1 protein-coding gene is annotated in these 15,235 nt (G+C 49.2%); it reads right to left on the reverse strand.

The genetic code is table 11. From position 1 onward, the window contains the following. Window positions 1–182: 182 nt before the first annotated feature. On the reverse strand, window positions 183–15,194 hold the full coding sequence (locus RJ47_RS02700) for a retention module-containing protein (protein ID WP_039481147.1): 15,012 nt from the start codon (window positions 15,192–15,194) through the stop codon (window positions 183–185). Between the last annotated feature and the right edge of the window lie 41 nt (window positions 15,195–15,235).

Consider the following 15,235-nt stretch of genomic DNA (forward strand, 5'->3'; position numbering starts at 1 on the left):
ACTTCATTTTATTGGACTATGAAGGGTGCTATCTGACTAATTTTACAAATAATTAATGACGATTACGCCGTTGCGCAGCCATTTAATGGCATGCAGTCTAGTTACCTTGGTCCACTCAATCAAGACATTCACTTGTTTTTATTGATTCGGCCCTAATTCGGGCCGATATTCATTACCTTCAATTATTGATGATGAATGATGACATCGTGATCAAGCAACGAAGAGACAATGTCCAATGAGCTCATACCATCAAGCGACAGCTGCGGCGCCAGATCCTGAACTAAAATGGTCTGTTGCCCTTGCCCTCCTCCTGGATGAAGTGTCAGCTCGATATCTGCACCATCTATCACTTTGGCGTCAATATGATCGAGCAAAACATCCATGTCTATCGACGCTTGTTTAAGCTCAGGAAGCACTTCTCGAAGATCGATTTTGTCTCCTTCTGCGATACTAAAATCTGTGATGGTGTCCGTCGCGCCGTCATCAATATCCAACCAGACGAAGGTATCCATGCCCCCTCCACCAGTGAGGATGTCTGAGCCAAGCCCACCTTCGAGAATATCATCGCCTTCTCCTCCTTGAAGGTGATCGTCTCCAGACCCTCCAATCAGATGGTCATTCCCCGAACCACCTTGCAGCAAATCATCACCGCTGCCGGAATGGAGCTCTGTGTTTCCACCGTCTCCAATAAGTTGCACATCTTGAGCTTGCGTGGACTGGTCTATCATCGAGCCGTCAATCACCACATCCAAGTTTAAATCTAACGAGGTTGAGCTCGCGGTATCCCCGTTGGACTCTTGCGATATCGCCGTTACGGTGAGCGTATGGTTCCCCACATCTGCGCCCTCTAACTTCAGGCTGCTGATCGCGTCGGCAGACACCGTCCAAACACCAGACGATAGCGTCACAGTGCCAGCATCACTGGTTAGCGTCGCCTCTGCTGGTACGCCAGAAACCTGCAAGAACAGAGTCTCGTTGCTATCAACCAATGCGGCTACGATCCCGACTAATGCGATACCATTTGAGCTTGCCGTCTGGGTCGCGCTGATGTTTTTCACATAATTGTACTGAGGGTCGATGGTTAACGTCGGTGAGTTGGCGACAGGCGAGACGGTAATCGTATGTTGAGTCGTCTCCTGCATCACCATTCCAGACGGGTTACCTGAATCAGTCGCAACGACCGTTAAACTGATGGTATCCGTTGGGGCAAAACTTGAATCAAGTAACACACCGCTGCCACTTGCAGGGCTATCCAGCAATGCATTTAGTTCTGTGATAGTACCCGTTAGCGTGATGGATGCGCCAGTCACTGGGTTGACGACAATTCCCGAACCCGCAGGCACAACAACGCTGAGCGTACCGTAGTCAACACTGAGCTCGACCGACATAAGATCGTTGCTATTGGCTCCAACGTAATCCACATCCGACACGGAAATACCACTAATCAACTGCCCTGCCGCTTCATCAATCAATGCCGTGGCACTGCTCAAGTCCAACTCGGGTTTGTCATTAACTCCTTGTACCTCAAAGTGCACGCTGGCAGCGTCTTGCTTAAAGTCATTCGCACCATTCGTTGTACCATTATCTTCAATGGTGTAGTCAAGTTTCACCTCGCCATTGAAGTCTTGCGCCGCGGTAAACGTCCAAGACACACCATCTGGATTGAGCGTTAAGCTGCCTTGCCCTTCGGCCACCGTTAGGTCCGTCACCGTGAGTGTGTGATTTTCTGGATCGCTTGACGCGTCGATCAACTGCTGGGCGGTGATGATAATCTGACCTTCTTCCAACATCGGAGCCAAATTAACATCCGCAGCATTTGGCGCATCATTGACCTCCGTCACCTGAATTTCGAAGGTTGTTTGATTGGTTGATGACGTCGAGGCATCTCCCGAGATGATTGCGCCATTGTTGCCGCCATCATCCACACTTGCTGTCACGGTTACCGCCCCACCTGAATTAAGATCGTTGCTGTCGAGATCAGGATTAAACGATATGTTGCCTGCAGACAACGCCGCATTGATGTTGACGACAGTACCTGAAATGACCAAATTCTGATTGGCGTCGTAGTTCAAACTTAGATCAAAGAGAGTAGCCGTATTCGGATCGAAAATAAGCTCCCCTTTATCGAGACTCAATGTGAGTGTATAAACCGCGTTGGGGTCATCATATTGAGCATCAATGTCCGCGATTTGGAAATTATCAATCGCAATCGCCGTGTCTTCTTGTGTCTCTAAATCAGTGACATTGACAAAGGTAGGACGGTCATTAATTGGGTCGATGCTCAATGCCACCTCAAAGCTCACCGCAGGTCCAAGATATTCATTGCCAGAGGCATCTTTATCGATTGACTGAACGCTGATTGTGAGAGGCGCATCAATGCCCAAAGCGTTGCCCACATCACTATTGTGCTGACCAGAATTAAACACGATTTTGTCGAGTTGTTGCGCAGCAACGTTAACAATCCAGACATTGTTCACTGCATCATATTGACCTAGATTGCCATCAGCATCATAGATAGTTGCATCGCTTGGAACATCACGAATTTCAACACGGACAGTCTCTGGAGCGTTTTCGCTGTAGACTCCATTGCCTGTTGCCGAAAGCACTTTATCCACGACAGACGCATTGATCGCAATATCTATGTTTTCTCCCTCAACGCCACTGACGGCATTCGTTGCATCAACATCAATCACGTCTCCCTGTGGCGTCACGTTGATTTTGAAGTTAGGGAGATTCGCCGCTTGCGTCGGCACACCCAGCAGCGATTCTTGGGTAAATACCGTCAAACCAAATTCCGCGCTGCCACTAAAATGCTTAGGAGGCAGAACAGATAGAGCTCCTAAGTTGAGAGAGTCTCCCGCGCCAGAAGGTAGCTGAACACTCCATTCTCCCCCACCATTGTTTTTCACTGTGTAACCGCTTGACGGATCAGCCGTTAAAAGAAAACCTTCCGGCACATCAGTGAACTTGATGGAAACAAATTGCTCAGAGCCATCAAGATCAGTCAGCGAAATCGATACGTCTCCGGAACTTGCCAATGAGATTTCTGTGTCTTCCAACCCCGTAACTTCAAGTGTTTGGCTAGGGTCCACACCTGGACCTGTAACAAGCACCGGATCAACCACAGGTACAACATCAAAACTCACACTCGTTGAGAAGCTTCCACTGTCTGTCGCGGTTTGCGTTGGAACAAGCTCGTTAAACGTTGCAGTATCCGTTACAGAGCCAGTCACATTGACTTGCACAGTATTGTCGTCGTTACCTGTTGGGTAGTTTGCTTGCGGCTTGAAGAGCACATTATCGAGTGCTCCCGCTGCAATCTCCGCTTGGCTGAAGGTGACTGTAGAACCAAGCGCCTGATACGAGAACGTCCCATCACCATTATCAACAAGCTGGTAGAACTCCCCGACCGAAGGATCCGCCAAACTTAGGGTGATGGAGGAAAGCACTTCATTGCCACCTTCAATTCCCGTCACTTGGTCTGCGATTTGGTAGCCAAACCCAAGTTGAATGTAGCTATCTTCATAGCCCACCGGGTCTTGCCCAGCGATGCCGTTCTGATCAATTGGCACTTGGTTATCATCTAACGAGCCTTTCACCGTTAAGCTAATGTCCGGTTCACTGCCAGTGACGTCCGCAATAGGGTCAACTTTGACGATCACATTGCCGTTTTCCACTTTCTCATCACCGGATGTCGTATCTTTGGTAATGACGGTAATTGGCAACCTGAAATCTCCTGAATAATCATCAGGTAAGTTGAGCATCAGACCATCAAAACTTTCCACCTGTCCAGAGGCTGAAATACCCGCTTGGAACACGAACTGACCGTTGACAAAATCGACCTCGCCACCGGATATCGAAATCGGATAAGTCACGCCGCCAACGGTCACCGTATTGCCTATGATAATGGCCACTTCGTCGGCGCTGCCATCTTGGTTGGTAAAGCTGATCACTGAATCCAGCTGTTTACCTAGGTCGACTTGATTGTCTTCGGTAGCGATAATCACACTATCTGGCGCAATGCTTGCCACAGCAGCGACCTCATTGCCTGCCACTACCTCTTCAGGGAAGGAGAGGTCCAACGTCGTTTCGCGAAGCGTCGATTTGGAATTTTCATTACTATCTTCACCTTGGTCAATGACTAAGGTTTGAATGTTCATCTTGATACTGTTGAACGCCAGAGGATCGTCATCAGAACTGCTATTCGGCGTCAGATCCAAACCATGAGGCGCATGAATACTGAACGCATCCTCATTGGTAATGACCCAGCGCCCATTGCCCTCATAAGCGGCACCTGTCACCAGCAGTTGGTCGAGAATCTCCTCACTTAGCGCACTTCCATCAAGGTGAGTGAGGGTAACAATAACGTCGCTGACCACTTCTTGTGATGACAAATCGGTTTCTTGATATTTCACCACATATTCGCCATCCCATACTTCGGCACCTGTTCCGTCGGTCGCGGTGTTATCAGCATTAGTGGTAAAACGAATCACTCCTTGCGCGTTAGCCGTAATTGCATTGACAACGCTAGCACCAGACTCATCCGTCACGATCAAGGTATTGTTGCTGTCTTGTGGCTCAACGATTGGGCGCACCACAACGGTCAGTTCGCCCGTGATGGTAGCGGTTACCCGACCACCTTCGCCGACAATTGAGTCACTCGTGTATTCATGATCTCGCTCTTCCACTTCCACAACGGTATTCAATTTGAAATCCGTACTGGAGTCTTTGGGCGGAGTAATTTGAATAAAGTTATTTGCCAAAGCATCTTGGGTGAATGCCTGTGCGGATTGGGTTGCCCCTGGGGTAATGGTTAACGTCCCCGATGCCGCGTCATACACCGCGACAACATCGCTACTGTTTACATTGACCGAGGCACCATTTGGAATTCCAGTAATCGTAATGGAAGTAAAGTGTTCGTCATCATCAATATAGTCTGTCCCTTCAGGATGCCAATCGATGTTGATTGGTGTGTCTTCATCGCCAACAGACCGATTGGTATAGGTCGCTGAGGTGTCAATAACGGGTGCAACCTTAATGCGAATCTCTTGTTCAAACTCGCGACTGTGTCCATCATTTTCCGTCACGATGACGGTACCTTTGATGTGAATATTCTCGGTTGATGAATCAACCGGTCGAACAATAATGCCTGACGTGGTGTTTAAGCCCGTTATATTGGCTTCATAGATCGGCTGACCGCTGCCATCATAGCCGACAAAGTTGAGATCAATCTGCGTTCCATCACTGTCCTCAATGACAACACCTTGCGGAATATTTGAGAGCAGTACGGTTAACGACTCTGAACCGTCCAGCGGTTTGTCTTCGCGCTCGCCAGAGATGATCGAGAAATCAAGTACCGCGAAGCTATCACCATTTTGACTCTCATTGATGGTTGTCTCTACGCCTGAAACTGCGCCATCCGTAAACTCGCTCCACTGGCTTCCGGCCACAACGCACTGAGGTACATCCGCCACCCCTTTGACACTGACATTGACTGTTTTCGTGCCCATGATCGCTTCGTCAACTAGCGTCGTCGTCGACAGGCTTGCGCTATCTTTCACTACCCCTGTCACATCAAACTTGAAGTCCGCGTTGCTGTGTAACTCTGGTATCACTTCTACGTTATGTATCTGATCATAAGGGACTTCTTGATAGACGACGCCATTGATCGTTACCGTTGTCAGTTGACTAGGCGCAGCGCCTTGCCAAGAAAGCGTAGCGCCCTCTGTAATGTTTGAGATTCTAACGAACAGCACTTCAGAGCCATCGGTGTCTCCTGAAGGCGACATTTGAATCACTTCGTCTAAAGTAAACGGGTCTTTGTCTGTCGCGGGATCAACCGTATTTTGGGTGGCCGCGTTGTCTTCGAAAATAGCAATCCGATTGACACTAAAACTGCCAAGATCCGCATCCGGTCGAACATCGAAAATGAGCGCTTTTACATCAGACTGGGCACTCCCCTTGTCGGTCACCGCATTGGTTGACTCGGTTGTAATGGCAACCGCATCAATCTGTATCGTGCCGGAGAAGTTCTCATTCGGGTTGACTTGAATCGTATTGATATCAGCAGATGAAACAATGAAATTCCCGTCTGCGTTTGGCACTAATGGTGAGCCGTTTTTGTCAAGTAACTCGAAGTGGCCATCACCCTGCGAAACGGTTAATTGATAAGTTATCGTTTCCGGGTTGAGCGTGTCTTGAGTCAGCGCCTGTAGATTCAGGGTTGCATTAGATGAATCTTCATCTAACACGTAATGATACGTGCTATTGCTATCGTCCCATGTGGCAATATCCGCCACGCTTTCCACTTCCATGGTGAACTGCGAATTGAGTCGATGATCTAACGCACCATCATTGTGAATCTCAAGTTGATATTTAATTTGAAAACCGCGATCAGTCGTGGAGTAGTTTCTGTCTGGCACAAAATACAAGTTGTTGATTGTGGTTATCTGATCGCCATTACCATTCACAATCGAACTCAGGTCTATCAAAGATCCCGCAAAGTAAATTTTGCCTGAATTATCAGCCGTGAGCTCTACATACTCTGCCCCATCAAAATAGAAGAACTTGCCATGATGTTGCCCTGCTTTGATTGTCATGCCGCCAATCGATTCGTTATTGTCAGCATCGTATAGGTTGGCTTGCAACTTAACCTGTGTAGGAACGCCAACACCCGGAATGTCCGCTTGATTGTCTTGTGAGTTGGCTGTCTCCAAAGGTGTAGGGTTCGCGGCGCTATAATCAATTGACGGCGCTCTACCCGAATCTTCAAACGAGACTACTTTAAGAGGGATCGCAGAGGCTCTTCGATCTTCAATGGTGATTTCAAGCGGCGCCACAGAGGTATCTTTATCTCCGTCGGTGGCGGTCAGATTTACGGTAAACACAAAGTTATCACCGTCATGTTCGAGGTTATCGAACGCTCTAAACTCAACTTCTCCGTTAGAGTTTATTCTTAACTCGCCCAAATCACGCACAGCGGTATTGCCATTACTGTCTTGATACTCCTGCGCTACGACAATGCGTTGGCTTCCAGAACTCAGGTCGACACCATCCACGTAGCTGCCACCCTGCTTGAACAGAATGTCCGAACCACTGGACGTTGTCCCTTCAATACGGGTTAGCTCTGCGCCATCTGCGCCTTTGTCGGTCGCACTGTCAAACATATTGACCATCGAGCGATTGAAGCCTTGCCCCTCAACACGACTGATCTCCTGCTGGGTTAATGTCGGAACGTCATCCACAATAGTAATAGGTAGGCTAATTGGGTTGGATTTGTCACCATCAAAATCCAGCGCCTGAATGTTGAAATCAATTTGTACTTGATTCTGCTCATTGGCATTCGGATGCTCGACCGGCTGCAATAAATTAAAGGTGTAACTGTTGTCAGAGGTATCAAAAGTCAAGGAGAACACAGCTTGCTGACTGCCAGACGTCTGTGCAATATAAGTAAACGTCGTCCCGTTCTCGACAACGGCTCTCCACTCGAGGCTCTCGCCCCCACTTTGCAAACCAACCAGGCTATCGGCAGGCGCGATTAGCTGGTACTCGGTAACGCCGTCGGCGCCTTCGTCAACCACAAACTGGCCGTGGATTTGGGTATCCTCTGTTTGATCGGACCCAATACCAACCAGATCATCCTCATCAACTCGCGTTTCGCCTTGAGTACCTGTAATGATCGGCTTGTCGTCAGCTACTGAAATAGGCAACGGGTACGCAGGTGACGTATCCCCATCTCCATCTATCGCAACAACATCAAAGGGAATAGTCAGAGAGTCGGAATCAGACGCATGATCTAACGGTTGTAACAACTCAAAGCGATACGAACCATCGTCGCCTAGTTCAAGGGTAAACACGACCGTATTACCTGCAACCGCTTGATAACTTGTGGTATTCGCTGCACCGTCATATTTTTCGAGTGTTAACTCGACGCCACCGGAATGAAGACCTGACAGTGCGTTGTCGATATTCCCAAGCTCGAAGTGGACAATATCGTCGGCACCTGCCGTGACTTCAAACTGTCCGGTCGCGACCGAGCTAGCGGAGAGATCATTTTCATCCACATTGAAACCGCTTCCAGCGTCAGTACTGTCTATGGTAGGGCGATCATCCGCAATCGTTACCACCATAGGTTTCATCAATGAGTCATCATTGTCACTGTCAACCGCATAAACCGGCAAGTTAAAGCTTAAAGCATCATCTTTCGCTCCAGATAGAGCATGATCGAACGCTTCAATCAATGTGAAAGTGTAATCGGCATTATTAAAATCAAGGGTAAAGACGGTGGTCTCCACACCATTCGCCGCCGTGGTAAAGCCGATATATTGCCCAGAATCTGCGGGCTCTTCTCGAAGCTCGACCACTAGCCCATTCGATTTGAGCGAGCCGTCAGTATTGAACTCAGTTGGCTCCAGGCGGAAGTGACTTAGGTTGTCGCTGCCTTCGGTATAACTGATTGTGCCCGTAGCTTGGACCACACTGCCGCTTGGCGCGGAGCCATCGGTTAATTGAGCTTCGGACAGACTCACCGACGGAACAGTATTGATCACTGGATCGTCGCCATCTTGGATGGTTAAGGTGACCGTTGCGCTGACACTGTCTTTGTCGAAATCGCCCGAGGTCACGACGATGTTTTTCACAATATCGCCATTCTCATGATTTAAATCGCGATTAGGCTCAAAGCGCATCTCACCATCGAGGGTGATATAGAGCGAGCCTTCTGGGTAATCGAATTTCTGCTCACCTGTGAGGCTTTGGTCAAGTTGCTGCGCTGGGTTATCACCAAACTTAAATTCGGTGATGGTGGCGCCATCGGCACTGTGTGCTGGCATTACATCGATGGTCGCAGTGGTTGGCGCCTCTCCGGAATTTGGCTCCGCAATGGTCCAGCTGCCGTTTTGCATGAGTTGGACATCGTCGGTGATGGTGATATCGAGATCGGCTTTGGCGGAATTATCACCGTCGCTGTCGACCATATAGACGGGCAGCGCAAAGCTGAGATCGTTATTCCCGTCCGCATTGGCGTGGTCGATCGCTTCAATCAGTGTGAAGGTGTAATCGGCATTACTAAAATTAAGGGTAAAGACAGTGGTCTCCACTCCGTTTGCCGCCGTGGTAAAGCCAATGTACTGACCAGAATCTGCAGGCTCTTCTCGAAGCTCGACCACTAACCCATTCGATTTGAGCGAACCGTCAGTATTGAACTCACTTGGCTCAAGACGGAAGTGACTTAGATTGTCGCTGCCTTCGGTATAATTGATTGCGCCCGTGGCTTGCACCGCACTGCCGCTTGGCGCGGAGCCATCGGCTAATTGAGATTCGGATAGACTCACCGATGGAACAGTGTTGATCACCGGATCATCGCCATCTTGGATGGTTAAGGTGACCGTTGCGCTGACACTGTCTTTGTCGAAATCACCCGACGTCACGACGATGTCTTTCACAATATCGCCATTCTCATGGTCTAAATCGCGATTAGGCTCAAAGCGTATTTCGCCGTCAAGCGTGATATAGAGCGAGCCTTCTGGGTAATCAAATTTCTGCTCACCAGTGATGTTTTGATCAAGCAGCTGCGTGGGGTTATCACCAAACTTAAACTCAGCGATGGTGGCGCCATCAGCACTGTGTGCAGGCATCACATCGAAGGTCGCAGTGGTTGGATTTTCACCTTGATTCGGCTCAGTGATGGTCCAACTGCCATTTTGCATTAACTGGACATCATCAGTGATGGTGATATCGAGATCGGCTTTGGCGGAATTATCACCGTCGCTGTCGACCATATAAACGGGCAGCGCAAAACTGAGATCGTTATTCCCGTCCGCATTGGTATGGTCGATGGCTTCAATCAGTGTGAAAGTGTAATCGGCATCATTAAAATCAAGGGTAAATACAGTTGTCTCTACACCATTCGCTGCCGTGGTAAAGCCAATGTACTGCCCAGAATCAGCAGGCTCTTCTCGAAGCTCGACCACTAGCCCATTCGATTTGAGCGAGTCGTCAGTATTGAACTCACTTGGCTCAAGGCGGAAATGACTTAGATTGTCGCTGCCTTCGGTATAACTGATCGTGCCCGTGGCTTGCACCGCACTGCCGCTTGGTGCAGAGCCATCCGTTAGTTGAGATTCAGATAGACTCACCGACGGAACAGTATTGATCACCGGATCGTCGCCATCTTGGATGGTTAAAGTAACCGTGGCGCTGACACTGTCTTTGTCGAAATCACTCGAAGTAACGACGATGTCTGTCACGATATCGCCATTCTTATGGTCTAAATCACGATTGGACTCAAAGCGCATCTCACCATCGAGGGTGATATAGAGCGAGCCTTCTGGGTAATCGAATTTCTGCTCGCCAGTGACAGTCTGGTCAAGCTGCTGCGTAGGGTTATCACCAAACTTAAACTCGGTGATGGTGGCGCCATCAGCACTGTGCGCTGGCATCACATCGATGGTCGCTGTGGTTGGGTTTTCGCCTTGATTCGGCTCAGTGATGGTCCAACTGCCGTTTTGCATTAACTGGACATCGTCGGTAATGGTGATATCCAAGTTGGCTTTGGCGGAGTTATCGCCATCGCTGTCAACCATGTAAACGGGCAGCGCAAAACTCAGGTCATTATTCCCGTCCGCATTAGCGTGGTCCATCGCTTCAATCAGTGTGAAGGTGTAATCGGCATTATTAAAATCAAGGGTAAAGACGGTGGTCTCCACACCGTTCGCCGCCGTGGTAAAGCCGATATATTGCCCAGAATCTGCGGGATCTTCTCGAAGCTCTATTGCAAGCCCATTGGATTTGAGCGAGCCGTCAGTATTGAACTCACTTGGCTCAAGGCGGAAGTGGCTGAAGTTGTCGCTGCCTTCGGTATAGCTGATTGTGCCCATGGTTTGGACTGCACTGCCGCTTGGCGCTGAGCCATCGGCTAATTGAGTTTCGGATAGACTTACCGATGGAATGGTATTGATCACCGGATCGTCGCCATCTTGGATGGTTAAAGTAACCGTTGCGCTGACACTGTCTTTGTCGAAATCACCCGACGTCACGACGATGTTTTTCACAATGTCGCCATTCTCATGGTCTAAATCGCGATTAGGCTCAAAGCGCATTTCGCCGTCAAGAGTGATATAGAGCGAGCCTTCTGGGTAATCGAATTTCTGCTCGCCAGTGACAGTCTGGTTAAGTTGCTGCGTTGGGTTATCACCAAACTTAAACTCGGTGATGGTGGCGCCATCGGCACTGTGCGCTGGCATCACATCGATGGTCGCGGTGGTTGGCGTCTCTCCGGTATTCGGTTCAGTAATGGTCCAACTGCCGTTTTGCATCAACTGGACATCGTCGGTGATGGTGATATCCAAATCGGCTTTGGCGGAGTTATCGCCATCGCTGTCGACCATATAAACGGGCAGCGCAAAACTGAGATCGTTATTACCGTCCGCATTAGAGTGATCGATGGCTTCAATTAGCGTGAAGGTGTAATCGGCATTATTAAAATCAAGGGTAAAGACGGTTGTCTCTACGCCGTTCGCCGTGGTGGTAAAGCCGATGTACTGACCAGAGTCTGCGGGCTCTTCTCGCAGCTCAACCACTAGCCCATTCGACTTGAGCGAGCCGTCAATATTGAACTCACTTGGCTCAAGACGGAAGTGGCTTAGGTTGTCGCTGCCTTCGTTGTAGCTGATTGTGCCTGTGGCTTGCACCGCATTGCCGCTTGGCGCTGAGCCATCAGCTAGTTGAGACTCAGATAGACTTACCGATGGCACAGCGTTGATCACCGGATCGTCGCCATCTTGAATGGTTAAGGTGACTGTGGCGCTGACACCGTCTTTGTCGAAATCGCCCGAGGTGACCACGATGTCTTTCACGATATCGCCATTCTCATGGTCTAGATCTTGATTGGGCTCAAAACGCATCTCACCATCAAGGGTGATATAGAGCGAGCCTTCTGGGTAATCAAATTTCTGCTCACCAGTGATGTTTTGATCAAGCAGCTGCGTTGGGTTATCACCAAACTTAAATTCGGTGATGGTGGCGCCATCGGCACTGTGCACTGGCATCACATCGATGGTCGCGGTGGTGGGGTTTTCGCCTTGATTTGGCTCGGTAATAGTCCAAGTGCCGTTTTGCATCAACTGGACATCGTCGGTGATAGTGATATCCAAACCGGCTTTGGCGGAGTTATCACCATCGCTGTCGACCATGTAAACGGGCAGCGCAAAACTCAGGTCGTTATTACCGTCCGCATTGGCATGGTCGATCGCTTCAATCAGCGTAAAGGTATAATCGCCTTTGTTGGTGCCATCGAAGTTGAGCGTAAAGACGGTGGTCTCTACGCCGTTCGCTGCCGTGGTAAAGCCGATATATTGCCCAGAGTCTGCTGGCTCTTCTCGCAGCTCTACTACTAGCCCATTCGATTTGAGCGAGTCGTCGGTATTGAACTCACTTGTCTCAAGACGGAAATGACTTAAGTTGTCGCTGCCTTCGGTATAACTGATCGTGCCCGTGGCTTGCACCGCACTGCCGCTTGGTGCAGAGCCATCCGTTAGTTGAGATTCAGATAGACTCACCGACGGAACAGAGTTGATCACCGGATCGTCGCCATCTTGGATGGTTAAAGTAACCGTGGCACTGACACCGTCTTTGTCGAAATCACCCGAAGTAACGACGATGCCTTTCACGATATCGCCTGCAGAGTGGTCTAGATCGCGATTGGGCTCAAAGCGCATCTCACCATCAAGAGTGATATAGAGCGAGCCTTCTGGGTAATCGAATTTCTGCTCGCCAGTGACAGTCTGGTCAAGCTGCTGCGTAGGGTTATCACCAAACTTAAATTCGGTGATGGTGGCACCATCAGCACTGTGCGCTGGCATCACATCGATGGTCGCGGTGGTTGGGTTTTCGCCTTGATTCGGCTCGGTAATGGTCCAACTGCCGTTTTGCATTAACTGGACATCATCGGTGATGGTGATATCTAAATTGGCTTTGGCGGAGTTATCGCCGTCGCTGTCAACCATATAGACGGGCAGCGCAAAGCTGAGATCGTTGTTGCCATCCGCATTGGCATGGTCGATCGCTTCAATCAGCGTAAAGGTGTAATCGGCATTATTAAAATCAAGGGTAAAGACGGTGGTCTCCACACCGTTCGCCGCGGTGGTAAAGCCGATATATTGCCCAGAATCTGCGGGATCTTCTCGAAGCTCTATTGCAAGCCCATTCGATTTGAGCGAGTCGTCAGTATTGAACTCACTTGGCTCAAGGCGGAAATGACTTAGGTTGTCGCTGCCTTCGGTGTAGTTGATTGTACCCGTGGCTTGCACCGCACTGCCGCTTGGCGCTGAGCCATCGGTTAATTGAGATTCAGATAGACTCACCGATTGCACAGAGTTGATCACCGGATCGTCGCCATCTTGGATGGTTAAAGTAACCGTTGCGTTGACACTGTCTTTGTCGAAATCGCCCGAGGTGACGACGATGTCTTTCACGATATCGCCATTCTCATGATCTAAATCGCGATTAGGCTCAAAGCGGATCTCACCATCAAGGGTGATATAGAACGAGCCTTCTGGGTAATCGAATTTCTGCTCGCCACTTATCGATTGATCAAGCTGCTGCGTGGGGTTATCACCAAACTTAAACTCGGTGATGGTAGCGCCATCGGCACTGTGCGCTGGCATCACATCGATGGTCGCAGTGGTTGGCGTATCTCCGACGTTTGGCTCCGTAATGATCCAACTGCCGTTTTGCATTAACTGGACATCGTCAGTGACCACAACGTTTAAAGAGGTTGTTGGTGTTCGGTCATTGTCGGAATCAATTGCGAAAATCGGCAATGAAAAAATCAGTTCATTGTTATTTTGCCCATCGGGATGATCCAGAGCTTCGCTCAACTCAAACGTATAGGAGCCCTTGGTATTGGTATCGAAACTAAACGTGAAAACCGTAACTTCACTACCCGTAGAATCAGTATAAACACCCAAATAGGTCCCCGAATCTGCCGGCTCTTCTCGAAGTTCAATCGAATATCCCTGTGACGTTAAATTTGCCGAAGCATTAAACGCATCGACATCAACAACAAACTTAGTGATAGTGTCACTACCTTCGCTAAAGGTAACCTGCCCCTGTGATTCGACGGCACTGGTTGATGGTATCGACCCATCAGTCAAAGCTGACTCACTTACTTGAGCCTGAGGAACAGATTCGATAGCAGGATTATCACCGTCAGCGATTGTGACTTGAGCGGATACGGGAAGCTGAATTGGGTTGCCCCCAGTATCACTACCAATAATTTCGAATGAGATGGATACCTGATCATCAGCGATAGACACCAAGCCCCCCGCAATACTCGGCACATGATCGATGGGTTGGTATATCGTGGTTGTCAGCTGAAGATTGACGTCTTTGCCAATGTTGGTCGCGTCAATATCAATGTTCACGACTTCAAGACCGCCGAGCTCACCTATAATGGCGTTCGAAGCTGAATAATATCTGAAAGAGACAGCCTGACCACCAGAGGTGATATCACTGTTAAGTTCAGCCAATAGCGCTGAAAGCGAGGCCGCCGTCGGCACAAAAGTGTTAGAGTCTAACGGTAAATCACCAGCAAAAATCGTCGCGGAAGACGTTATAGACTGAGGGTAGGTACTAAGAGATATTGAGCCTTCGACCAAGGTTTCTGAAAGATTATTTCCCCCGGCTGCAAATACCAATGGCCTAGCTTGCTCCTCATCGACAACGTCCGCTTCTCCTGAAATCCCATTCGTTTCGAAAAACGTACTCGCGAGTACCTCAGCACCATTGTATTCGATCGTAACAAAACCAGCGTTAGCAGAACCTGCACCGCCACCGGCTGCCGTCGCTTCCAATATTTCAGTTGGATCGGCGCCAGCTAAAATGGCTTCTTGTATGGCATCAATATCGAGACTGGAAAAGGAAGCGTCTTCCAACTGCTCGACGTCAATTGAGACATCTCCATCAATATCCGCGGTTACCCAACCGCCAGAATTGTCAGAGCAGGCGAGGCAATTATCAGGGACATATACGGTGTCCAAGACAATAGAGGCGTGACTAGCCGTTAATACTATGTCGTTGACTGCAATGGTATCGCCGACTTTCGCCTTTCTGGCATCCCCATCGGCGTTAACAATCACAACGTCACCGTTAACTTCTTTTACAACAGCAGCTTGGCGCAAAACCTCAATATCCATACCTTCTCCCCCGACCTTCTAGTCGATGCGACTCGATCGAT

The sequence above is a fragment of the Vibrio sinaloensis genome (genome assembly GCF_000808535.1).
Taxonomy (GTDB): Bacteria; Pseudomonadota; Gammaproteobacteria; order Enterobacterales; family Vibrionaceae; genus Vibrio; species Vibrio sinaloensis_D.